This is a genomic window from Williamsia muralis (genome assembly GCF_051487485.1).
Lineage (GTDB): Bacteria > Actinomycetota > Actinomycetes > Mycobacteriales > Mycobacteriaceae > Williamsia > Williamsia muralis_B.
Map to the genome: position 1 here is coordinate 1 of NZ_JAHVCV010000010.1, position 22,141 is coordinate 22,141.

At 63.8% G+C, this 22,141-nt stretch carries 21 protein-coding genes; 12 read left to right on the top strand and 9 right to left on the bottom strand.

Going from position 1 to position 22,141, the window contains the following annotated elements; translation table 11 throughout:
* Window positions 1–993: 993 nt before the first annotated feature.
* Window positions 994–2,478 carry an alpha/beta hydrolase-fold protein gene (locus KXR83_RS22710; protein ID WP_437426788.1) on the top strand — a complete coding sequence of 495 codons (1,485 nt, stop codon included), beginning with the start codon at window positions 994–996 and terminating at the stop codon, window positions 2,476–2,478.
* Between the two features lie 69 nt (window positions 2,479–2,547).
* On the opposite strand, the gene KXR83_RS22715 is transcribed toward KXR83_RS22710, so the two are convergent.
* Entirely contained in the window at window positions 2,548–3,018 is a 471-nt protein-coding gene (locus tag KXR83_RS22715; protein WP_247208889.1) for a DoxX family protein, read from the bottom strand.
* A gap of 309 nt (window positions 3,019–3,327) precedes the next feature.
* On the opposite strand from KXR83_RS22715, the gene KXR83_RS22720 reads away from it, so the two are divergent.
* The gene (locus KXR83_RS22720; protein WP_437426789.1) at window positions 3,328–4,233 is read left to right on the top strand and encodes an alpha/beta hydrolase; all 906 of its coding nucleotides are present in this window, start codon (window positions 3,328–3,330) and stop codon (window positions 4,231–4,233) included.
* 85 nt (window positions 4,234–4,318) lie between these two features.
* Here the strand turns inward: KXR83_RS22720 and KXR83_RS22725 are convergent, their stop codons facing one another.
* On the bottom strand, window positions 4,319–5,554 hold the full coding sequence (locus KXR83_RS22725; protein ID WP_437426790.1) for a PP2C family protein-serine/threonine phosphatase: 1,236 nt from the start codon (window positions 5,552–5,554) through the stop codon (window positions 4,319–4,321).
* Between the two features lie 232 nt (window positions 5,555–5,786).
* Complete coding sequence (locus KXR83_RS22730; protein ID WP_437426924.1) at window positions 5,787–6,344, bottom strand: TetR/AcrR family transcriptional regulator; 558 nt, start codon at window positions 6,342–6,344, stop codon at window positions 5,787–5,789.
* Window positions 6,345–6,460: 116 nt separating this feature from the next.
* Between KXR83_RS22730 and KXR83_RS22735 the strand changes: the two genes are divergently transcribed.
* Both KXR83_RS22735 and KXR83_RS22740 read left to right on the top strand, forming a co-directional pair.
* Window positions 6,461–7,675: an oxygenase MpaB family protein gene (locus tag KXR83_RS22735; protein ID WP_437426791.1), complete on the top strand. Its 1,215-nt coding sequence runs from the start codon at window positions 6,461–6,463 to the stop codon at window positions 7,673–7,675.
* A 99-nt stretch (window positions 7,676–7,774) separates the two neighbouring features.
* A complete protein-coding gene (locus KXR83_RS22740; protein ID WP_437426792.1) occupies window positions 7,775–8,926 on the top strand; it encodes a metallophosphoesterase in 1,152 nt (383 codons plus the stop codon).
* Window positions 8,927–9,239: 313 nt separating this feature from the next.
* Here KXR83_RS22740 and KXR83_RS22745 read toward each other — a convergent pair whose 3' ends face one another.
* From KXR83_RS22745 to KXR83_RS22755, 3 genes are all read right to left on the bottom strand, one after another.
* Window positions 9,240–10,379, bottom strand: coding sequence for an FAD-dependent oxidoreductase (locus KXR83_RS22745; protein WP_437426793.1), 1,140 nt, complete (start codon window positions 10,377–10,379; stop codon window positions 9,240–9,242).
* Window positions 10,376–11,257, bottom strand: a complete 882-nt coding sequence (locus tag KXR83_RS22750) for a DUF1295 domain-containing protein (RefSeq protein ID WP_437426794.1) — start codon at window positions 11,255–11,257, stop codon at window positions 10,376–10,378. The genes KXR83_RS22745 and KXR83_RS22750 overlap by 4 nt, the downstream gene beginning before the upstream one ends.
* A gap of 82 nt (window positions 11,258–11,339) precedes the next feature.
* Window positions 11,340–12,278: a UbiA family prenyltransferase gene (locus KXR83_RS22755; protein ID WP_437426795.1), complete on the bottom strand. Its 939-nt coding sequence runs from the start codon at window positions 12,276–12,278 to the stop codon at window positions 11,340–11,342.
* A 161-nt stretch (window positions 12,279–12,439) separates the two neighbouring features.
* Here KXR83_RS22755 and KXR83_RS22760 point away from each other — a divergent pair, with 161 nt between their 5' ends.
* A complete protein-coding gene (locus KXR83_RS22760) occupies window positions 12,440–13,114 on the top strand; it encodes an alpha-ketoglutarate-dependent dioxygenase AlkB family protein (RefSeq protein ID WP_437426796.1) in 675 nt (224 codons plus the stop codon).
* A 3-nt stretch (window positions 13,115–13,117) separates the two neighbouring features.
* Here KXR83_RS22760 and KXR83_RS22765 read toward each other — a convergent pair whose 3' ends face one another.
* The gene (locus tag KXR83_RS22765; protein ID WP_437426797.1) at window positions 13,118–15,127 is read right to left on the bottom strand and encodes an SDR family oxidoreductase; all 2,010 of its coding nucleotides are present in this window, start codon (window positions 15,125–15,127) and stop codon (window positions 13,118–13,120) included.
* Between the two features lie 144 nt (window positions 15,128–15,271).
* The gene (locus KXR83_RS22770) at window positions 15,272–16,423 is read right to left on the bottom strand and encodes a GGDEF domain-containing protein (protein ID WP_437426798.1); all 1,152 of its coding nucleotides are present in this window, start codon (window positions 16,421–16,423) and stop codon (window positions 15,272–15,274) included.
* A gap of 270 nt (window positions 16,424–16,693) precedes the next feature.
* Here KXR83_RS22770 and KXR83_RS22775 point away from each other — a divergent pair, with 270 nt between their 5' ends.
* From KXR83_RS22775 to KXR83_RS22805, 7 genes are all read left to right on the top strand, one after another.
* Window positions 16,694–17,509, top strand: coding sequence for a hypothetical protein (locus KXR83_RS22775; RefSeq protein ID WP_437426799.1), 816 nt, complete (start codon window positions 16,694–16,696; stop codon window positions 17,507–17,509).
* Window positions 17,506–17,934 (top strand): phage holin family protein, encoded by a 429-nt coding sequence (locus KXR83_RS22780; RefSeq protein WP_023958217.1) that lies wholly within the window; start codon window positions 17,506–17,508, stop codon window positions 17,932–17,934. Before KXR83_RS22775 ends, KXR83_RS22780 begins: the two co-directional genes overlap by 4 nt.
* Entirely contained in the window at window positions 17,931–18,563 is a 633-nt protein-coding gene (locus KXR83_RS22785) for a DUF3618 domain-containing protein (RefSeq protein ID WP_437426800.1), read from the top strand. The genes KXR83_RS22780 and KXR83_RS22785 overlap by 4 nt, the downstream gene beginning before the upstream one ends.
* Window positions 18,564–18,691: 128 nt before the next feature.
* Window positions 18,692–19,081: a DUF732 domain-containing protein gene (locus KXR83_RS22790; RefSeq protein WP_437426801.1), complete on the top strand. Its 390-nt coding sequence runs from the start codon at window positions 18,692–18,694 to the stop codon at window positions 19,079–19,081.
* An 86-nt stretch (window positions 19,082–19,167) separates the two neighbouring features.
* Complete coding sequence (locus KXR83_RS22795; RefSeq protein WP_437426802.1) at window positions 19,168–19,596, top strand: winged helix-turn-helix transcriptional regulator; 429 nt, start codon at window positions 19,168–19,170, stop codon at window positions 19,594–19,596.
* A 44-nt stretch (window positions 19,597–19,640) separates the two neighbouring features.
* Complete coding sequence (gene trxA, locus KXR83_RS22800) at window positions 19,641–19,985, top strand: thioredoxin (protein WP_437426803.1); 345 nt, start codon at window positions 19,641–19,643, stop codon at window positions 19,983–19,985.
* A gap of 72 nt (window positions 19,986–20,057) precedes the next feature.
* The gene (locus KXR83_RS22805; protein ID WP_437426804.1) at window positions 20,058–21,281 is read left to right on the top strand and encodes a cation:proton antiporter; all 1,224 of its coding nucleotides are present in this window, start codon (window positions 20,058–20,060) and stop codon (window positions 21,279–21,281) included.
* A gap of 8 nt (window positions 21,282–21,289) precedes the next feature.
* Here the strand turns inward: KXR83_RS22805 and KXR83_RS22810 are convergent, their stop codons facing one another.
* Window positions 21,290–22,120, bottom strand: a complete 831-nt coding sequence (locus tag KXR83_RS22810) for a hypothetical protein (protein WP_437426805.1) — start codon at window positions 22,118–22,120, stop codon at window positions 21,290–21,292.
* Between the last annotated feature and the right edge of the window lie 21 nt (window positions 22,121–22,141).

The following is a 22,141-nucleotide window of genomic DNA, read 5'->3' on the forward strand; positions in this document are numbered from 1 at the left end:
CTCACGGATCCCTTCCGTGGCACTGCATACCCCAAAACCCGGTTGTTCGACGTCAGGACTGGTTCGCCCGCAATGGCCGCTTTCAGTCCGTCTCGCCGTTCACCAAATGCAATTCCCCACTAATCGTCTGATGCGCAATTTAAACACAGAAAGTCCGTTACCAGATCGCCAATTCGGCCATGCTGGTCGAACTGTGATTTACCGAACCCCTTCGCGCGTGTTCACGGACTCGGAAACATGGTTCTGGTAATGAGCTGTGCAAGCGACTTGGCCGGCGAACAGGCTCGTCCGGCTCGTGACTCTGCCGCAGACATTGAGCGATGAGCCGGAGTTCAAGACAACGACGCGGACGGCTTCGCGGACCACTCGGACGACCGACCAGTCGATCAAGTCCACGAGAGTCCCTGTGAGCCACTAACGCTCAGGGTTACTCGTCTCGCCGATCGAGACAGCAAGGGTGATTCACGTCCACGAACCCAGTTTCGTGATCATTGATATGCATTCGCAATACCTCGGCGATTGCGGGGAATGCGGGCGCGGCGGATCGTGCAGCTGGGGTTCGAGCTTCGGGGGTTACCGGCTCGGCGTCCGGGGAGCGTTCCTTCCGACTAGATGTCTTCGTCGGGCATTCGCGGCGTGAATACGAAAAGCCGCAGTCCGGTTGACTCCCGCTGCAAATCGAGCGACAAAACAGCCGGTTCAACGCCACCCGATTGCACGCAGCCGTTTGCAGAAGCGATGGATACGCCGCCGCCAGCACCGAGCCTCGCGGTGTCTCATCCACGCCATCGAACAATCCAGCGCAGGAATTTGCAGATCGGCGACCCGTGTCGCCTGCGGGGCCCTATAGTGGGCCAATCTCCAGTGTCGAGCGACGGCACTGGTGGCGCCAGAGGAAGTTTTCGTTCGACGGGTAACGCGGCACCGCCCGACGACGACATCTCCTACAGTGCCTTAGTCGTCGGGGACCGAGATCAAGGAGCCAGTCCCCGCATGCCCTCACCTGCAATCCCCAGCGGCAACCTCGTTCCAGCTTGGAGAATCGACTCGACCGACAAGCAGCCCGGCAGGTCCAGTGGTCGGCGCAAGCCTCGGCTCCTGGTCATGAGTGCTGTTGTGGCCGTGCTCAGTATCGGGTTGACGGCCGCGAGTTCGTTCCTGTTCACATTTACGTCCGCATCCGCGCTGACCGGCCATCCGGAGGTGCTGCGAGATGGTTGTTCGTGGGACTCATCCGGCAGCTTCGTACAGAACTGCCCGGTCTGGTCCCCGTCGCAGAACAAGTGGGTCACGGTCCAGATCCGCGCGTCGCAAGGCAGTGACCAAGGCGTGTATCTCCTCGACGGCATGCGAGCCCGCGAGGATCGTTCGGCGTGGACAACCGATGTGAGGGCCGCGGACGTCTACGACCACACCACCGACACCACGCTGGTGATGCCCGTGGGCGGCGCGTCCTCCTTCTACACCGATTGGAACGGCGGCGCGGGCGACCAGAACAGCACCATCAAGCAGGAGACGTTCCTGACCGACGAATTGCCCGCTTATCTCGCACAGAACTTCGGCGTGAGCCCGTCCAACAACGCCATCATCGGCTTGTCGATGTCGGCAGGCCCGGCGGTCACCCTGGCTGAACGTCACCCCGAGCAGTTCAAAGTCGTGCAGGCGATGTCCGGTTACTACCAAACCGACAACCCGCTGGGCGCTCTCGGCGTCTTCGCGTCTCAGACGTTGGTCTCCAACTACACAAACGGAATCCTCAACATGTGGGGTCCCCCCGGTAGCGCGCAATGGGCCGAGAACGACCCCTCCAAGAACGTCAGCAAGTTGAAGGACAACGGGCAGGTCCTCATCATCTCCTCGGGTAACGGCTTGCTGACACCCGGTGAACTCGCCCATCTGGCGCCGCAGGATCAGATCAGCGCCATCGCCTTGGAGATGTTGTCGGCGGTGTCGACCATCTTGATGCAGATGCAGGCCAGGCAAAGCGGGGCCAACGTGGTCGTCCTCCCCAATTACGGCGGGCACACCTGGGAGAACTGGGGCCGCGGACTCCGCGATGGGCGAGAAGAAGTGACGGAGGCGCTACGCAGCACCCCGCCTGTCACCGCCAAGACCCAGGTGGTCACCGCCGCGGGATCACCGGTGCCCGACGGATCGGCGAAGGTCACCGACGCCGCATTGCTGGCGGCGCAAACCCCTTCGGTGCTTCCGTCCGACATCCCGGAGACGGCAACCGCGCCCGAAAGCGTTGACCCGAGCTCCGACCCACCGGCGACCGAGTCCGCGCCCAGCGGGCCGACGTCCGCAACGGAGCCGGCGGCGACTGGGACCGCCACGCCCACCGACACCCCCGCAACCACCACGCCCGATGCAGAACAGTCGCAGGTGAACATCGAGGCACCTGCGTTGGACACTCCATCGGCGACGACCACACCCTCGGCCACGAGTGGAGCGTCGTCGGCACCGTCAGCTCCATGACCGGGCTTCAGCGGGCGGGTGACAGCGATCGCTGACGGATCGACGGGTTCACCGTCGGACGTGGGCGAGCTACGAGGGGTGACCCGCCCGCTGCCTGCGAAGCGCCGACCACGCCCCGGTCGACCAGAGCGCCCATGCGATCAACACCGGCTGGAAGAGCAGTCGGGTGGCACGGGCCTGGTCGGTGTTGAGCCCGAACGCATCACGATGGTTGATCAGCTGCGCCAGGTTGCCCGGAAACACCGCGACGAAGAACGCGGCCAGCACCAGACCGACAGCGGCTCGGCGGCGTTTGAGGAAGACGGTCGAAGTTCCCAGCGCGATCTCGACCACACCCGAAGCGAGAACGGTCACGTCCGGGCCGAATGGCACGAAGTCCGGGACCTGCGCCTGAAAATCCTGCCGCGCAAACGTCAGGTGTCCGATACCCGCGAACACCAACGCCGATCCGAGCGCAATGCGAGCGACAGCGCGCGCCGGCTCCTCAGCTGAAGGAGAGTCGGCGAGAAACACCGTCAGAGGGTTTGGCCGATTCGTCATTGGTCACCTTTGGAGTCGAGATAGCCGAAGTGGCGTGCTCAACCAGCGTAGGCAACCGGTCTGCACCATGCAGCTGATGTGAACACATCCGTTGTCCGACGCATGTCGCCGCGCCGTGCGGTTGAACGGTTGTCGCGACCGTCAGGCAGCCGACCTGGGGACGTGGTTTACTGTCGCGGGGTCGGGAGCCCAGTATCGACGGCACGGGGGAATCAGTAAGTGAGACGGCGCTTTTCGGCCATCGTGGCCATTGTGATCTTCTGTGTCATAAGTGAGCTTGCGGCAGCCCCTGTGGCGATGGCGGCACCGATGACTGACGGACTTGCGGCGCCTGCGCGCATCGAGACGTTGGTGATGGTGACGCCTCAGCGAGCAAAGCTCACCGTCTACTCGCCGATGATGCGCCGGACCGTACGTGTTGATGTGCTGTTGCCGGAGCGGCCGAGAGCCGCTACCCCACGCCCGGCGCTCTACATGCTCGACGGCATCGACGCTGGTGTCTACTCGGGGTACAGCCAGAGCGGATGGACCCAGTACACAGACATCGTCGAGTTCATGGCAGACAAGAACGTCAACGTCGTGCTTCCCATCGGCGGCACCGGCAGTTACTACACCGATTGGAAACAGGACGATCCCGCGTTGGGCAGGAACAAGTGGGAAACATTCCTCACCCGCGAACTCCCCCCGCTCATAGACTCGACGTTCGAGGGCAACGGCCGCAATGCCATCGAGGGGTTGTCGATGGGTGCCACCGGCGCATTGATGCTGGCCGTGCGGAACCCTGACCTTTACAGCGGCGCTGCGCTTTTCAGCGGCTGCCTCGACCTCGGAGACCAGACCGCCCAGAACGCCACGACCGCAAGCGTGATGACTCGCGGCGGGGATCCGGCCAACATGTGGGGTCCGGCGTACAACGAGGCGTGGCTTGCCCACGATCCAGGCGCGAATATCGGTGCCCTGCGCGGCCAACCGTTGTACGTCGCGGTCGGAAGCGGCGTGCCGGACTGGTCGATGGGCGTGGCGGGGCTTGCCTCACCCGTCGGCGGAGCTCTCGAGGCCGCAGCGTTGGCCTGCACCCGTACCTTCGAGACCAAGGCCAAGGCAGCGGGCGTAGACATCACGTTCGACTACCGAGAAGGCTTGCATTCCTGGGGCTATTGGAACGACGATCTACACCGCTCCTGGCCGACGATCCAACAGGCACTCGGACTGTGACTCCCCTGTCGCCAAGCGCGTCGGTGCAGGGAGCACGCATGCCCTGATCGCTGCCCGTCTCGACAGCGATGGGGGTAGCGGTGTGTCAGACCGTCGCCACCGGAAGCCGGGCAAGTGCCACCACGGTCACGTCGTCGGGATTGTTCGTCCGGGATGCCATGGCAGAGATCGCATCCACGATCTCGCCGGCGGACGAGGCCGCCACGGCAATGGCTGCGACGTGGTCGACAGCGGCCATCGATCCGTCGTACAGGTCCAGGACACCGTCACTGAAGCACACCACCATGTCCCCCGGCTGGAGGAACAGTTCTTGCATCGTCCAGTCGTCATCGAGTCCGAGTCCCAGCGGTAGGTCCTCGGAGCCGAGCCGCTCCCACGATCCGTCGGCGCGAGCGATCAAGGTCAGTCCATGCCCGGCATCGGCGTAGAGCATTCGGCCGTCTTCGGCGCGAATCCTGGCGTGAAAGAGGGTTGCGAACGATTCGGTGTCACCCAGATCGGTTGCAAGGCAATCTGCGGTCCGCGTGAAGGCGACGACCGGGTCCTCGTCGTTGCGGGCGCTTCGCACCACAGCCCGGGCTGTCGCCGCAATGATGCCCGCACCGACACCCTTGCCCATCACGTCTCCGAGAGTGAAACCCAGACCCCCGCGAATGGGATACCAGTCGAAGAAGTCGCCGCCGATCGCGGTCGACGGAATGCACGCGCCCGCAACCTGATAGCTCGGCAGTGGTGTTCCACTCTTCGGCAACAATGCCCGCTGAACCCGCGAAGCCTGGTCGAGTTCACTGGTCGTCGCACGCTCGCGCCGTTGGATGACAGACAGTTTCTTTCTCGACAGCCGCGACAATTCGTTCACCACGGTCGCTGCAAATGTGAATGCGCACGCACTGAACAATCCGCGCCACAACTCGTTCGGATTGTCGGACACACTCGTGCCCAGGGCGAATGGCACGAGGAGGGCCGCACACACGCCGAGGAACGAATAGAAGATGAATCGACGACCCTCTGAACTGGCGAACCAGATCACCGGCAGTATCACCAGAGACGCAAAGATCGACCTACTCTCTCCCGTCGCGAAACGAAGCGCGCCACAGGCGAACAGATCGAGTGTGGGAACGATGAAGCCGTACCTGTACAACGACTCGTCACGGGAGAAGGCAACCGCGAGAACGGTTGCGATCACGGTGACCAGCACCGCGCTCACCAGCACCCGCGCATCGCTGACGACCAGCGTCGGGATGGTGCCGCTGAGGACCACCGCCACCGAGAAGAGCGCAACGAATGGAAGTTGTTTGAGGAGGGGCGAAGGGCGATCCACACCCAATCGGTGACGAAGAGAGCCTTGCGGCATGAACTCCCTTTCCCGGAATAACGAATGTCTGATTCGACACTAGTGGACTGATCGACGATGAGCTCGGGGCATTCGGCGTCGTGTTGATGTCAGTTCCCGAAAAACAGTTGCTGCGAGGCCATCAGCCCGCTCCATGACCATCGGACAACCGCGCTGTAATCGAGAAATTTCGTCCCCAGTTCGACGGCGTTCCGTCACATCAGGTGCGGTCGAATGCGGCGAGCAACATTCGCGCTCCGGTCGAGATCAGATTCGATCGGTCTGAATGTTCAGGTCGTAGTAGAGCAATGCGCAGACAAAGGCTTGCGGTCGCGCCCATCGTGAGGAAGACGAGGTCGTCGAGCGCCGCGCCCTCCAGGTCGGGCCGCAGACGGGCGGGGAGAACGCGGGCCAGCGGTACCAAGGGGCCCTCGACCTCGCGCCAGGCGTCACCGAACTCCGCCTCATCCGAGGCAAATGACGCGCGGAGGACAGGGGCGTGTTTCTCGAACGCAGAAGTGAGGGTTTCCACCACGATCACCATCGCGTCCATCGGATCCTTGTCCATGGCGCTGCCGACGCCGGTTGCCAGTTCGGTGGTGATCTCGTGAACCGCGGTGGTCCGCAGGTCGTCGATGATGGCGTCCATATCCGCGAAGTAGCGATACACCGTACCGATGCTGACGTGTGCAAACTGCGCCAGTTGCTGGGTTGTCGGGCGGCGGGAGGGCTCGCGCCGGAGAAGCTCCACGGTTCCTTCCAGCAGCGCCTCACGCATCTCGACTCCGCGTTTCTGTCGCGGCGTCACGCGTCGATGTGGTGGGGTCGCCCGGGCCCTCTGGGTGGTCACAAAAGTGAATAGTAAGTGAGGATTCCTCGTGTTTGACTGAGATCATGACTACCGTGCCACCGAATGACCTGGTGAACACCGATGCAGCAGTCGCTCGATTCGGCGACGCCGGTCGGGTATGGCTCGAGGCCATGTGGCTGGGCGACGACCTGGCGGATGCCGTCGTGAACGACAACTTCTCCGAGTCGTCGGCCTCCTCGGCAACCGAAGCCGTATGGACTGCGCTCGCCGACGGTGTTGAGGCGGTGCCAAACGCCCCGCGGTCTTTGCAGGATCTCTTCACATTTCTGGACGCCGAACCCGACTGGGTGGACCATGAGCGGCTCGACCGCGCCGCAGATGCACTGATACGCCACACCGCCGCACTGGGAATCGTGCTGGGGGCAGCATCTCTGGTGCGAGGTGCAGGTAACACCATCGCCGGGAAGCCGCTGGCGCTGACAGGCCGGTACGTATCCCAGCCGGCCATTCGATCGGTCGAGGTCGGCGAGTGGCTGCGCAATGTCATCACCCCGGGGGGAATGCGTCGCGGCGGTGACGGCTTCGCGTACACCGTGCGGGTTCGGATGATCCATGCGCATGTGCGCCGCGCCCTTCGGCACCTGGAGGTGTGGGACGAGGCTGCATGGGGAGTACCGATCCCCCAGCCCTACATGGCGTTCACGCTGGCCGAGTTCGGCCACATCGCCATCGATGCGATGCACAAGTTGGGCGTTCGGTTCACCGACCGCGAACTCGCCGACATCTACCATCTGTGGAGATACGTCGGCCATGTCGTCGGCATGGACGAGCGGCTCAACCCGGTCAGCGAATCCGATCAGATCCGGATCGAGGAACTGTACCGGTTGACCTCACCCGGTCCCGGTGAAGACGACCGCGACTTCGTCGTGGCACTCACCGACGACTACCTGATCCCCGAACTCGCCAATGCGTTGCCAGGACCGCAACGGATCCGCCACGCGGCCGCCTCCACGCTGATGCGATCGCTGCAGAGAGTGTTCATCGGCGACGACGCGGCCGACGAATTGCACATTCCCGACGGCCGACTCAAGCACGTCGTGGGTCGCGTCGGTCCGCTCCTGGCTGTCGCGGCGCGTGTCCGGCTGGCCGTGGCCGGGGACCCTGAGCGGCTGACCCGCAGTGCCTATCTCGCGCGCGACGAGGACATGGATCGGATGCGGGCCGCCTATCGGGTCACCCATGATCTCGTGGACAACGCCCCGCCCACCCCGTTGCGGGCTGCAGCCGGACGGGGCTGACCGCCTCGGGCGTCTCGGCCGGCGTCAGCCGTCTGCGACAATTCGAACAATGACGTCCCCTCTCACCGCCTCCCGCTCTGACTGTCTCGCCGAGCATCCATGACGCGGTTTCTTGTTTTCGCACTACTGCTCGCGCTGGTGTCCTACTGGCTCCATCGGCGACTTGTCCGAGCCGCCGGCGTTGCCCGCCCGTGGTCGATCATCGTCGACATCCTCCTCGGACTGCTGTGGGTGCTGGCGATCATCGGTGTCGGCAGCGGCGAGCTGCTCGACCCGTCGTGGGCTCGCACCCCCGGGTTCGCCGGATGGGTGTGGCTGGGAACGGTCTTCTACCTCGTACTCGGACTTGCGATCATCGCCGTGGTATCTCTTGTCGCGCGGATGGTTCGGCGCCTTCGGGGCTCGCGGAGCGAATCGTTCGATTCGTCCCGTCGTCGCGCGATCCGGATTGCCACCGTGGGGGTGGTGATGGCCGCCGTTTCTACGACGAGCTACGGACTGGTCGAAGCGGCACGACCTGAGGTCGTCCGTGTCACCGTGCCGCTCGCGGCGCTTCCCGACGAGTTCGACGGATTGCGGGTGGCTCTGATCTCCGATCTCCACGTGGGACCCTCTCGCGGCGGCGAGTTCACCGCACGCGTGGTGGAAACAGTGAATGCCGAACGCCCAGACCTCATTGTCATCGCGGGCGATCTCGTCGACGGAACGGTCGAGAAGGTGGCCGGCGACCTACAGCCACTCGAACGGCTGTCGGCGCCTCTCGGGGTGTACGGCGTCAGCGGCAACCACGAGTTCTATGCCGACGACGGGGGGCGGTGGCTCGACGTGTGGGACAGGCTCGGCATCCGGACGCTTCGCAACGAGCACGCCCTCGTCGAACGAGCGGGCGCAAGCATCGACATCATCGGCATCCACGATTACTCGTCTCCGAAGCCCTACGAGCCCGACCTCGGCCGAGCACTCGACGGCCTGGACCGCGAACGCTTCGGTTTGCTCCTGGCCCACGAACCGCGCCAGGCGTTCGAGGCATCCGACATGGGTGTCGATCTCCAGCTCTCCGGTCACACCCACGGAGGTCAGATGTGGCCGATCCGCTACCTCGTGCCGCTGCAGCAGCCATCCGTGGAAGGCCTGGACCGAGTGGGCGAGACCACGTTGTACACAACACGGGGTGCCGGAGCGTGGGGTCCTCCGACCCGTGTCGGCGCGGCGCCAGAGATCACCATCTTGGAGCTGGTGCGTTCTCGGTGAATGGTTTTCGCCCGGGACACGCGGGAAACATGCGAACGCCGCGCCGACCCACCGGCGTGTCGACGGGGCAGCGGTCGCGCGTCTTCGAGACTCTTGCTTAGATGTGTCCTATGAGTACCTACACGTCGCTCGACGCTGCCATCGATACATTCCTCAACACCAACCCCTGGGCCGTTGACGTCCTCCAGTTCTTCTTGAACGGCCTGCCCTGATCAGTCGCTGAACGGGCACTGTGCCCGCAGCGCAATTGTTCGACCGAATCGGTCCGTCGCCTCACGGCGACGGGCCGATTTGCTATATGCAACATAGCCATTCATGAGTTGACTCCGGAGCTCTCCGGGTCTCGATTCCTCACTCCCCCGTAGATTCCCCGCCTGACAATCCACGGTTGCAGCACCCGGTCGATCGACCAGGCCGGAAAGCGAAACGGGCGGCCCGAGGGTGTGAACACCTCGAGCCCGTCCGGTTGGACGCCGAGGACCGACCCCCACCTCCGATTGCGCGGACGGTAACCACGTAGTGAACGCCCGGCCAATTCGGCACGAACGTTGCGAGCGACGAGGCGGTCGGCCCTGTTCCGAGCCGACCCACGCAAGGGATCGCTCGCAGCCACATCCCCCAGAGCGAAAACACCCGGGTGCCCCGGTACTTGCAGCTGATCGTTCACGCGAACGAATCCCCCTGCGTCGAGCACGCTTTCGGGCAGCCAGCCGGTGTTCGGATGTACGCGGCCGACCGCCCACAACACTGCGTCGGCAGACGCCGGAGCCTGCCCGGTGGTCCACTTGACGGCTCCTGTCGTGATCTCGTCGCCGACGAACCCCTCGTCCAAGGCGGCACGATGGCCAGGGTGGAGCTGAACTCCGAGGTCCATCAAACGGCCTCGAACACGGCGCCAGGTTCGGATGTGGTGTTGCGGAAGAGCTCTCTCGCCGGGGTACCACAGGCTGACCTTCTTCTCCGGCCACATGCCTGCCACGTTGGCCGCGCTGCTGACAGCTGCCGCACCGCCTCCGATCACCATCACAGATGGTGCCGCAGCGAGCGTTTCGTGCGCATCCCGCAGACCGGCTTTGACCTCGTCGGGCGACTGCATCGTGGGTGTGCGCCAGAATCCGTTGCTGACTCCTGTCGAGATGACCAGGGCGTCATAGGATTCGATCGACATCGAGGCGTCCGCACTCCTCACGGACAGGGTTCGTGCCACCAGGTCCACGCCGGTGATCGTGCCGTGGACCGTGCGAACGCCATCGAGGCCCCGAAAGCGGTCGAAGGAGACCCAGTAGTCGCGAGACCAGTCGTCCGGTCGGCTCAGCCTCGTCCCCAATTCCTGCCCGCTGACCAGACCAGGTTTGACCGAAATACCCACGACATCGACGTGTCCCGCCAGGTGAATCGCTGTCAGCACCCCGCTGTCGCCGAGGCCGGCCACGACAACTCGCTTGCGTGTCACACGGTCACCCGTCGCGGACGCCATGGGACAAATCTCGGTACGCGGTCGATCACGTCCTGATACCCCGCGCGGCGTTCCAGGCTGCGCTTCTCCATCATCGGAATGCTGGCCCCCAGGAACATCCCGAGCATCGCTGCTGCGCCCAGGAACAACCACCACGCATCGGACGGCGACACAGCGACCCCGAACAGCGCCAACGCAAACCAGAAACCGAACTCCCCGAAGTAGTTCGGGTGTCTCGACCAGCCCCACAGACCCCGGTCCATCACGTCGCCCGGTCTTCCGTCCCGGACGAATTGATGTAGCTGAGCATCGGCGACGAGCTCGAGCCCCACCGCGGCCAGTCCTACGGCGAAAGCGATGGCGGTGAGCCAGATGATGTCGTCACCCGGACGCGTGACGGCGATGTAGACCGGGAGCATTCCCGCGAAGACCTGCAGGGTGGGGATCACGTGGATGGCAAGAAGATCGGTGACGAACTCGAATCGGCCGGCCTGACCGCGCAACATCCCGTACCGCCAGTCCTCATGGTGCAGGCCGGGAAAACCGCGGATCCAGTTCGCCGTCAGCCGTACTGCCCAGAGCATCACCACGATCGCGATCAACCAGCAATGCACCTCATCGATGCCGAGGTCGCCGCTGGCCCACCAATAGATCATCAGAAGCGGCGGAACCACACTCCAGTAGGCGTCGTAAAAACTGGAGTTGCGATAGAACCGGCTGAACCCGAAGATCACCACGGTCGCCAGAACGTCGGCGATCAACGTGTCCAGCCACAGCCACGCCGTCTTCGGGCCCCATCCCAACCAGAGGACGGCCACCAGGATGGCGATGGAGTATGCCACTGCGATGCGTACGAGTGATGCTGTCTTCGTCACGAGGTCTGATGATGCCAGTACCGATCCCACCGGTGCCGTAAATCGACCATCATGGCTTCTTGCCGATCCCGCCGAAGCGGGCTCAGGCCAGTACGATCACAGCGCACAAGGTGAGCGTCACGTGGACGAGGCTGTACAACTTGTAGGCCAGACGGTTCCGTGACCGAGTGTTGCGAATCGCGGTGAGTACGGCCGTCGGCCAACACAACAACGCCATCAGCCCAGAGGCGACCGCGACTGCGACGTCGGATCCTCCGCTGGTGCGGAACAGCACCAGATAACTGACCGCCGGCCAGATCACCATCATCACCACGAACCAGGTGCGCACAGCGGTGGCGCCGAAGAGCAGCGGCTGGGTCACTCGTCCGATGATCCGGTCACCGCCCATGTCCCGGACATCTTCGATCGAGAGAGGAATGATGAACATCGTGGCCAGTGCGACTATCCAGAACCAGGCTGTGGCGTCCAGCGAATGCGCTATCGCCCACGAACCCCCGAGCTGAGCGATCACACCTACCCACGTGGTGACCGGTTTCCACAAGATGTAGAAGCGGGGCTTGAGGAAACGGTGCGTGATCTGCACCGTCGCAATCCAGACGATGGCGGCAACAAAGGTGGTGAGACCGAGCATCGCCGACAGGCCGACAAAGATGGCCGAGCCGACGTAGTTCCTACGCCACATCCCGGCCGGCGTGACCAGGCCTGACGGAATAGGGCGGTAGGGCTTGTTCGCATGGTCTTCTTCGGAGCCGCCCGCTTGGTTGGCGGTGTCGAAGACATAGATGAAAAGCATCGACCACAGCACACTCGCGACGATCGCGACGGCCAGATCGATCGCATCGAGATCGAATCGCAGCGCGGCGGTCAACGTGAAGAGCACCGGCGGCAGGCTTGCGACCCAGACGTTGTCGGCGTTGAGCCTGGCGGTGACAACAAGCTCGCGGCGCACACTCCACCGCGGTGTCACCGCTCGTGGAGACTTCTCCTCGACGTGCACGACTTCCCCGTCTTCCTCAACCATCGGTCGGCACAATTGCCGGTAGCCAATACGCTACTGAACACGCGTTCACAGTTCGAACCGAACCTCGGTCAACTGCTCATCGTGGAAATCCGCCCCGGGACGGAACAACCGTTGTGTACCGGCCGGCCGGCGTCGGCGATGACATGAAAGGAGCCCAGCAATTGAATCAGCTCCTGCTCGATGACGGATTCCCCCACCGGCCTCGCCGGGAGCTCGCACCCGGCGCGGTCCACATCCCGGCCTGGTTGACGCTGCAGCAGCAGCGGTGGCTCGTGGCGCAGTTCAACGAGTGGGCGACCGGACCGGTACCCATCCGCGCGGCGCGGGTGCGTGGTCGTGAGATGTCGGTGCAGATGGTGTGTCTCGGGTGGCATTGGCAGCCGTATCGGTACAGCCGGACGGCCACCGATGTCAACGGTGCGCGAGTGCTCGACTTCCCGGACTGGATGGCCCGACTCGGCCGCAAGGCAGTCGCAGACGCTGCCGAGAACACGCCGTCCGGGGAGGCCTATGAGCCGGACGTCGCCCTCGTCAATTACTACGACGACTCTGCTCGCATGGGGATGCACCAGGACAAGGATGAGCTCTCCAGAGCGCCTGTTGTCTCCCTCTCGATCGGTGACACATGCCGATTCCGATTCGGGAACACCGAAAGCCGTAACCGCCCATATACCGATATCGACCTCGAATCCGGCGATCTGTTCGTCTTCGGCGGGCCTTCACGGCTGGCCTACCACGGGGTCACGAAGATATACCCCGGAACCGCACCAGCCGATTGCGGTCTGACGCAGGGTCGGATCAACATCACCATTCGGATGACCGGGATGGAGGGCTGACCGCTACCAGTAGATTCCCGGGACGAGACGGGCAATCCGCTTCGCGGACTTGGGGATCGGCGGGGTGACCGGCAGGCTCGACCGCGTCTGACGATCTGCCGACGGCTCCGCCGAAGTGGCTTCGTCGTCCGCCGGTGCACCCTTGGCTGCGGCGGAGTCCGGAAACAGGCGGTAGGCCTGATGCAACAAAAGGTGTTTGAAGCGAGGCGCGAACAACCCTGTGAACTCGGCAGCGGTACCGACTGGGGTATCGATCCTGTCGGGGCGTTTCTCGAGCGCGCGGACCACCATCTTCGCCGCGTCGTCGGGTGAGGCCACGGGAAGCGATTGATAGATCGTCGTGGGCGCGATCATCGGAGTCCGCACCAACGGCATCCGGATCGAGGTGAACGTGATCCCGTCGTCCAGGGTTTCCGACGCGATCACGTCGCTGAACGCATCGAGCGCGGCTTTGCTCGCGACGTAGGCCGAGAACCGCGGCACCTTGCTCTGCACCCCGATGGACGAGATGTTCACTATGTGCCCGAAACGACGCTCGCGCATCGATGGCAGCAGCGCGAGGACCAACCGGACGGCCCCGAAGTAGTTGACCGCCATGGTTCGTTCGAAATCATGCATCCGGTCCGTCGACTGCGCGATACTCCGTCGGATGGAACGACCGGCATTGTTGACGAGGTAGTCGACGTGGTCGTGTTCGTCGAGGACCGTCTTGACCATGGTCTCCACCGATTCGTGATCGGTGATGTCACACGGATAGCCGAACGCCGAACCCCCTTCTGCCCGAATGTGTTCCACTGCCGCCTGCAGGTCCTCCGCGCCACGAGCTATGAGCAGGACCGTCGCTCCACGTTGGGCGATCTTGTGCGCGGAGGCCAGCCCGATTCCCGACGATGCACCCGTGATCACCACAACCCGGTCTGCGAGTTCGCCTGCGGGACTGGGCCTTCGGGCCAGGTCGGGATCGAGGTGGTCGTACCAGTACCGCCAGAGCTTGTCGGCATACGATCCGAACTTCGGTACCGTCAGACCACTGTCGGCCAGAGCAGCTCGTGTGGTCGCCGACGCGAACAGGGAGGGGAGAGTGAGATGTTCGATGACCACAGGCGGTATCCCGATCTGGTCGAGCACCAGATCGCGCGCGATCTTCACGCCCGGTAGATCGCCGAGCCCGAGAAGCGGACGTGCGATCGGCGCCGGTACCGAACTCACCGCCATCGGCGCACCTGCGGCGCGCGCCAGTGCTCCGTAGACCTCGCGGACCGACTGGGGCTTCGGGTTGACCAGATGGAAGGCCCGCCCGTCGAGGCCGGGCTGCAGCATGAGCTCGACAAGCGCCGCGGCCACGTAGTCGACAGGCACCATGTTGGTGGAGCCGATGTCAGGTACCGCGGTGGGCAGAAACGACGGCAGTCGGCTGAGCATTCTCAGCGCGGTGAAGAAGTAGTACGGACCGTCGATCTTGTCCATCTCGCCGGTCTCCGAGTTACCGACGACGATTGCAGGCCGATACACCCGCCACGTCAGTCCCGGTGACTGACGAACCAACTGCTCGGCGATGAACTTCGTCTCGTGGTACGGCGACGGAAGGCCTTGCCCCAGATCAAAATCGTCCTCGGTGAAGACGCCGGCATGGTCGCCCGCCACCGCCACCGAGGACACGTGGTGGAAGGTGGCGTCGAGTTCGTGAGCCAGGTCGATCATCGATCGGGTGCCGTCGACGTTGGCCGCCTTCGACTCCTCAGCGCTTGCGGTCATGTCGTACACCGCACCGAGATGCAGGACGTGTTCTGCTGCCGGCGGCGGCTTCTCGAGGCCCAGCCCCGGCGCGGTGAGGTCCCCGACGATCGGAACCACCCGATCGCCGCCCACCCAGGTGGCTGCCAGCCGCTGCATCCGCTCGACGGACGCTTTGCGCACCAGCACATAGACCTGAGCGTCGGGATCTCGTTCGAGAAGTTTCGGCAATACGTTCCGACCAAGGAAGCCGGTTCCACCGCTCACCATGTATGCCATCTGATCTCGACCTCCACGCTCATCGTTCGCACTCGGCTGTCGGCGCGCGTTACTCGTCGGTAATGAGGGTAGGTCAACTGACGCCCGGCAACTCCCGGTTCTTCATATTCCGGGCGACCTACCCGCCGGGCGATCACCAGCGAGTCACATGCTTGTACCGACGATCCGATCGCCGCCTGCGTTCTTGGCCCGGTACATCGCCGCGTCGGCGTTACCGACCATCACATCGACGATGTCGCCGTCCGGCGGGGGCCACGACGGAACAAACGTCGTGACCGTCCCGATGCTGACGGAGACAAAATCGGTGCCTTCTCCCCCCGCCAGACTCTGCCTGATCCGCTCGGCGAAAACCTGGGCCTGCTTGGCGTCGAGGTGCGCGAAGATCGCGAACTCGTCGCCTCCGATCCTCGCGAGAGCGTCGACTCCCCGGCACAAATCGGCAAGGCAGTTCGCTGTGCGGATCAGAACAGCGTCGCCGGTGATGTGGCCGTGCGCGTCGTTGATCGATTTGAACTTGTCGATGTCGACGACAAACGCGGTCAGTGGTGACCACGGCGGATACACAGCATGCGACTGCTGCAACGCCTCGGCCAGACCACGTCTGTTCAACACGCCGGTGAGTGCGTCGGTGAACGATTCCTTCGCATCGCGACGCAGGAATGTGAGCGCGATCTGCGCGAGGATGTTCGTCGAGAGTCCGGCGCACATCGCGGTGAGTGCGAGCGCAGAGGCCACCAGGACGGACGTGTCAGGCGACATCACCGAGTACGTGTACGTGGCAACTATGACAGCAAACAGGTAGGCCAGCTGGGCGCACATCAACCGGGGCCCGTGAACAAAGGTCACGTACATCCCCGGGACAACAAACAGATTCAGCAGGGCAAGGGCCACGAGTGGCTCCCCGACGAACAGATAGGTGGTGATGGCCGCGTCGACGAAAGCGACGAACCATGCCGAGGTCTTCTCGCGGGGCCACGGACGAAACCACCAGGCGGCCGAACAGACCGCGAAGCCCATCGCTGCAGCCAGCACAAGACCGTTGGGCAACAAGCACCTGCAGGGGTTGATCAAGATGACGAGTACCCCGAACAGCGCATACACGAGGCAGCAGATCATCGCGCAGACCCGGGTGACCAACAGCCATGTGCGTGACTCTCCGTAGGTATGCGCCCATTCATAGTCGTAGGGCTGGGTGTACCACCAGCGCAACAGGCGGAAAACGACAGCCCAACGGTGTTTGCGAGATGGCTGTGGCAGACGAGGCTGTCCACGCTCGGTCCCGCGGCGAAGCCTCATTCACCTTCTATCGTGACGGATGGTCAAAGCGTTAGATCCTGTTCGCATTTGAGCACGGCTCGGCTTGGGTGTCGACACTGGACACCTATCTCAGACGACAGAACCCCGGCCACGGTTTCATCTCGAAGAGATGGCGCAACAGAGCGATTCCGTAGAAGTTGCCTTTCGGACAGATGATTGACGCTCGCAAATCTGGGTACATCGATCCTTAGGTTGGAGCCGACCGGCCTATCTCTGCATCTACTTACTAGAGAGAACGCGAGACACACAATGACATCTTCAAGTGGTATTCCCATCCACGATCAGATGACGCCGAGTTCTGGGCCATCGCCGACTTCTGGTGAGACGTCAACCGCAGACGTCGCCAAGCAGCAAGCAGGCGATGTTGCCAGTGGCGCGACAGATGCCGGTAAGCACGTTGCATCGGTTGCAGGCGATCAGGCGTCGCAGGTTGCCGGCGAGGCCAAGACCCAGGCGAAAGACCTGCTGCACCAGACCAAGGGCGAACTGACAACACAGGCCTCCGAGCAGCAGAAGCGTGTTGCCGGTGGTTTGCGGGCACTCTCCGACGAGTTCGGATCGATGGCCGACAAGTCCGAGAATCAGGGTATGGCAACCGATCTCACGCGTCAGGCCGCCCAGCATGTGCAGACGGTCGCATCGTGGCTCGACGACCGGGAGCCCGGACAGATCCTGGACGAGGTGACCCGATTCGCCCGGCGCAAGCCCGGGATGTTCTTGGCTCTGGCTGCAGGTGCCGGCCTCGTGGCCGGCAGGCTCGGCCGAGGACTGACCGCAGCCAACAGCAGTGACAGCGGCTCCAGTTCGGGTGGAACGGCCAGTGCGGCGAACCTCCCCGACAACACGCAAACCGCGCCCATCCCGCCGATCCAGGCAGCTCCCCCGGTCGCCGGGTACGGCAGCGGACAGCATGCGGCTCCGCCTGCGCAGCCCGGTTACGTACCCGAGCCTCCCCCGTACACCGTTGCACCCGGGTATCAGACGCAACCCGGCTACCAGGCGCAGCCGGGATACCAGCAGCAGCCCGGCTACCAGCAGCCGCCGGCCCCGGGCGTGAACCCATGAGCGCCCCGTACGGCGCACACGCCGGAGAGGGAGCCGAGACAAACCCGCCGTCGATTGGCGAGCTGCTCTCAAATGTGAGCGAAGACCTGTCCATTCTCGTCCGACAGGAACTCGCACTCGCGAAAGCCGAAGCCACACAGACCGCCAGCCGGGTGGGCAAGGGCTCAGGAATGCTGGCAGGCGCTGCGGTCGCCGGCTACTTCGTACTCCTGTTCCTGTCCATCGCGCTGTGGTGGGGGCTCGGCAACGCGATCGGGCACGCATGGTCGGCTCTTGTCGTCATGTTGATCTGGGCCATCATCGCCGGTGTTCTGGCCGTCCTCGGTCGGACAGCACTGCGCAAGGCCAAAGGACTCCCGCAAACCACCGACACAGTCAAGAACATTCCCGGCGCACTGACGCCCCATCCTCAGGAGAGATCATGACCAGCAGCTCAGACCCCGATCAGATTCGTGCCGAGATCGAGCGCACCCGCGCGGCGCTCAGCTCAGACGTGGATACCCTTGCGTACGAGGCCAATCCGGCCACCATGGCCAAGCGGAAGGTCGGTCGCGTGACCGGCCGGCTCAGTGGCGTTCGTGAGCGCGTCATGGGTTCGGCACAGGACTCCGCCCAGAATGCCTCTGCGACAACCAGTTCGGCAGCATCCTCGGTCACGGGTGCGGTTCAGTCCGCGTCCGGCACCGTGCAGGATGCCGTGCAGTCGGCACCCGGAGCGGCGAAGGCCCAGACCCAGGGCAACCCGCTGGCCGCCGGCCTGATCGCCTTCGGAGCGGGCCTGCTGGTGTCTGCGCTCATTCCCGCCAGCGAGAAGGAGCAGCAGGCGGCAGTGGCCCTCCAAGAGAAGGCTCAGCCCCTCAAAGACGAGGTCACCGAGGTGGCCAAGCAGACCGCGCAGAATCTGCAGGGTCCGGCGCAAGATGCGGCCGCTGCGGTCAAGGAGACAGCCACCGACGCTGCTGACACCGTCAAGCAGGAGGGCACCTCTGCGGCCCAAGGCGTGCAGGAGCACGCGAAGGACGCGACAAACAAGGTTGCCGACCAACAGAAGTGACGTGGGGTGCCGCGCGGTGGGTCTCCCATCGCGCGGCCACGCGTGCGTCCGCGAGCCGTTCGGGGATGGCCCCTCCCCCCGATCCTCTATCGTTCTTGCACCACCCACAAAGGAAAAATGAGGCAGACATGAAGAAGTTCGCGGCACTGGTGGCATTCATCGGTTGCATGTTGTTCGCCGGCGCATGCAGCAGCGACGATGTGCAGGAAGCCACCGATCGAGCTACGGACAGCGCGAAGCAAGTGGCTGGCGACGTCTCGGACGCCACGGGGGATCTACGGGACGACGGCTACATCGAAGCTCTGAAGACTCAGGACGTGACGTTCGGAGATCGCACCAAGCAGATCGAGACCGGCAAAATGGCCTGCACGGAGCTGTCCAATGGTTCGAGTATCGCCGACACCACCAAGAAGGTGGCCGAGGATGCCGGTATCAGCGAAGACAAGGCTCGAACACTGATCAACATCGCCGTTCCCGCGTACTGCACGCAGAACTCGGCGAAACTCGCCGGCAACTGACCGGCTTTCATACCCCACTTCCGGCCCTGACCCAGTCAGGGCCGGAAGTCCATCCAGAGCTGAGTTCATAGTCTAGACTGTGAACCATGACCGACAGCGTGGCAACCGTCCTCGGAACGGTGGGCGATCGCTGGGCTCTGCTGATCGTCCGGGAGGTATCGCTCGGGCTGCGACGTTTTGACGAGATCCAGCGCGCCACCACCGCACCCCGGCAGGTGGTCTCCGATCGACTTCGCCGGTTGACCGAAGCCGGCATCCTCGCAACCCGCCCCTACTCGGTACCGCGGCGGCGGTCTCGCGATGAGTACGTGCTGACGGACGCCGGGCTCGATCTGCTGCCCGTCCTGTCCGCGCTGTCCGACTGGGGCGAGCGTCACCTCGGGTCCGGCGCCCTCCCCGACGTCGTCTACCGGCACAGCGGCTGCGGTGGCCGGATCACCGCAGTCCTGCAATGCGAATGTGGCGACCACGCCGATCCGCGCCACCGCCTCGTCGCCGAGGTCAACCGACTGTGACCACAGCCCTGCGTCAACCGCGTGCAACCTCTGGAGGACTGATCATGCCCCTCGTCCACGTATCGGAGTCTTCATTCGACAGCGACGTCCTGGGTGGTGACCGCCCTGTTCTCGTCGAATTCACCGCCCCCTGGTGCCCACCCTGCCGGATGATCGCGCCGGTACTCGACCAGATCGCCGTCGACGAAGCAGACGTCGTGGATGTGGTGGCGATAGATGTCGACGAAAACCCCGTCACGACAGCGCGTTACCGGGTCATGAGCATGCCAACGCTCGTGTTGTTCCACAGCGGCCAAGAGCGGGCACGCATCGTGGGCGCGAAGTCGCGACAGGCAATCATGCGTGAGCTCCGGCCACACCTGCCGCAAGCTGCACCCGCACATCAATAAGTTTGCGACCCACCCATCGCCGGGCTGAGGCATCTACGCTTTTCAGGTGCCGAAGCCTGATGGGAACGCCTTATGACGCCGTCGATTCTCATCGCGATGGTTGTCATCATCGGCTGGTCGCTTCTGGCCGGACGGCTCGAACGGTGGCGAATACCCGGTCCCCTGCTGATGGTCATCGCCGGCATCGCCATCGGTTTCAGCACTCGCAACGAGATCGGCAACACACTCAACACCGTGATCGCCGAACGAGCCGTGGAACTCATCCTCGCTCTGCTCCTGTTCGTCGATGCCTCCGAGGTGAAAGGTGGCTATTTCGGAGGTGAGCGCGCCATCACCGCGCGATTGCTCTGTATTGCCCTACCTCTCTCGCTCATTCTCGCCACGGTGCTCGGAGTCCTACTCCTGCCAGACCTATCGGTTGCCGTGGTACTCATCGTGGCGTGCGTGGTGGTACCCACAGACTTCTCGCCGGCGTCCTCGATCTTGCGTGACAAACGCCTTCCGGCGCGCGTTCGCCACGTGATCAATGTGGAGAGCGGATACAACGACGGCATCGTCGCACCGATCTTCGTCTTCGCTCTCACGCTCGCCGGCGACCACGAGCACGCCGCAACGCCCATCGAAGCGCTCGAGTCGGCGTTTCCTGCGGCAGCGTTCGCCATCCTGGCGGGTGCCGCCGTAGGCCTGATCTGCGCGTGGCTGACCAATTCGGCTGTGCGCCACCACCTCACCACAGCTCAGTCACTCAGGATAGGGATCGTGATGATCCCACTGCTCGCCTATGGGTGCTCGGTCACTTTGGGCGGCAACGGTTTTGTGGCCGCATTCATCAGCGGCATCGCCTACCGGGCGGCCCGGTCTCACCAAGAACTGGGCGACGAACAGTTGGGTCTGCTCGACGAAGTGGGCATTCTGGCCGGCCTGGTGATGTGGTTTGTCTTCGGGAGCACGTCGGTGCTGTTGCTGTCGCTCGGGATCGAGTGGTTGATCGTGCTGTACGTGGTGCTCGCCTTGACCGTTGTACGAATCGTTCCCGTCTACATCGCACTCACCGGGTCCGACCTCCCGCGGTCGGATCGGTTGCTCGTCGGCGCAATAGGCCCCCGTGGGACAGCGTCGATCGTGTTCGGACTTCTCGCGTTCAACGCTCTCGACGACGACTTCGCCGCGGAGACCCTCTATGCAATGACCATCACCATCATCGGCAGCCTGGTCATCCACGGCCTGGGGTCGTCGCTGATCGCTCAGCGGATGGCTTCAGATGCACGTCCAGCGACCGGCAAGTCGGTGCGCTGACCAGCCGATCAGATGTCGGCGAGTTTCTTGCGGGCGGCCTCCAGTCGCGCTTGTTCGTGTTCGGCCTTGTGTTCTGCCGCAGTCACATTCGACGCAGCGGTACGTTCGGACTTGTGCGCGAACTGCCGTTCCTGCTCCGCCTGTGACAGCTGGTCTCGCAGGTCTTCGATTCGCGAATCCAATTCGGCGACCCGGGCGGCGGCTTCTTGTGCGTCGGCCTGGGCGGTGTCCACGGCTTCTCGAGCCTCGAGCTCAGCACGTTCGGCTGCATCCACTTCCGCTTGTGCGTCGGCTCTTTGCTTCGTGGTGTCCGGCTTCTTCGCAGACGTCGTCGGCTTCGATCTACCGCCCACAACCGTCATGCCCGCAGGACCCATTCCGCTGTAGCTCGCTGCGGTGACAAGGCGTCCGGCCCGTACCAGATCGGCGAGCTCCGGGTCGGCCAGAGCGGCGTGCAGCGACTGCCCGACCTCACGGGCCGCCGTCTCGCTCACCTGCTGCCCGCGTGTTGCCGCCAACTCACCCGCGCGGCGCGCCATCGCCCGGATCACGCGCTGTCGTTGGGTGGTCAGTGCGCGTAGGTCGTCGCCGGAAAGGTGACGTTGTGCGTCACGGAGGGCCTCGCCCAGTTCGAGTAGTTCTTCCACTTGCTCGGGTTCTTCTCGAGCGAAGTTGTTCACCACCCACGCGACCAGGGTCGGCTTGCGCATCTTGCCTATCGCGGTCGCGAGTTCGCGATCACCTTCTTTGCGCGCCTGTGTGACACGAGCTTTGCGCGCTTCCACGAACTCGGCCGGGTCGAGCCCATACAGCTCGTCGGCGACCTCGTCGATGTCCACCGGTCTACTTCCTGTGCCCCC

Bases quoted from the DNA above. Each gene is read 5' to 3' on its own strand.
- KXR83_RS22805 (WP_437426804.1), top strand. From the start codon at position 20,058: ATGACGCCGTCGATTCTCATCGCGATGGTTGTCATCATCGGCTGGTCG.
- KXR83_RS22770 (WP_437426798.1), bottom strand. From the start codon at position 16,423: ATGAGGCTTCGCCGCGGGACCGAGCGTGGACAGCCTCGTCTGCCACAG.
- KXR83_RS22795 (WP_437426802.1), top strand. From the start codon at position 19,168: ATGACCGACAGCGTGGCAACCGTCCTCGGAACGGTGGGCGATCGCTGG.
- KXR83_RS22755 (WP_437426795.1), bottom strand. From the start codon at position 12,278: ATGGTTGAGGAAGACGGGGAAGTCGTGCACGTCGAGGAGAAGTCTCCA.
- KXR83_RS22780 (WP_023958217.1), top strand. From the start codon at position 17,506: ATGAGCGCCCCGTACGGCGCACACGCCGGAGAGGGAGCCGAGACAAAC.
- KXR83_RS22775 (WP_437426799.1), top strand. From the start codon at position 16,694: ATGACATCTTCAAGTGGTATTCCCATCCACGATCAGATGACGCCGAGT.
- KXR83_RS22740 (WP_437426792.1), top strand. From the start codon at position 7,775: ATGACGCGGTTTCTTGTTTTCGCACTACTGCTCGCGCTGGTGTCCTAC.
- KXR83_RS22730 (WP_437426924.1), bottom strand. From the start codon at position 6,344: ATGCGTGAGGCGCTGCTGGAAGGAACCGTGGAGCTTCTCCGGCGCGAG.
- KXR83_RS22785 (WP_437426800.1), top strand. From the start codon at position 17,931: ATGACCAGCAGCTCAGACCCCGATCAGATTCGTGCCGAGATCGAGCGC.
- KXR83_RS22735 (WP_437426791.1), top strand. From the start codon at position 6,461: ATGACTACCGTGCCACCGAATGACCTGGTGAACACCGATGCAGCAGTC.
- trxA (WP_437426803.1), top strand. From the start codon at position 19,641: ATGCCCCTCGTCCACGTATCGGAGTCTTCATTCGACAGCGACGTCCTG.
- KXR83_RS22790 (WP_437426801.1), top strand. From the start codon at position 18,692: ATGAAGAAGTTCGCGGCACTGGTGGCATTCATCGGTTGCATGTTGTTC.
- KXR83_RS22715 (WP_247208889.1), bottom strand. From the start codon at position 3,018: ATGACGAATCGGCCAAACCCTCTGACGGTGTTTCTCGCCGACTCTCCT.
- KXR83_RS22720 (WP_437426789.1), top strand. From the start codon at position 3,328: ATGACTGACGGACTTGCGGCGCCTGCGCGCATCGAGACGTTGGTGATG.
- KXR83_RS22765 (WP_437426797.1), bottom strand. From the start codon at position 15,127: ATGGCATACATGGTGAGCGGTGGAACCGGCTTCCTTGGTCGGAACGTA.
- KXR83_RS22710 (WP_437426788.1), top strand. From the start codon at position 994: ATGCCCTCACCTGCAATCCCCAGCGGCAACCTCGTTCCAGCTTGGAGA.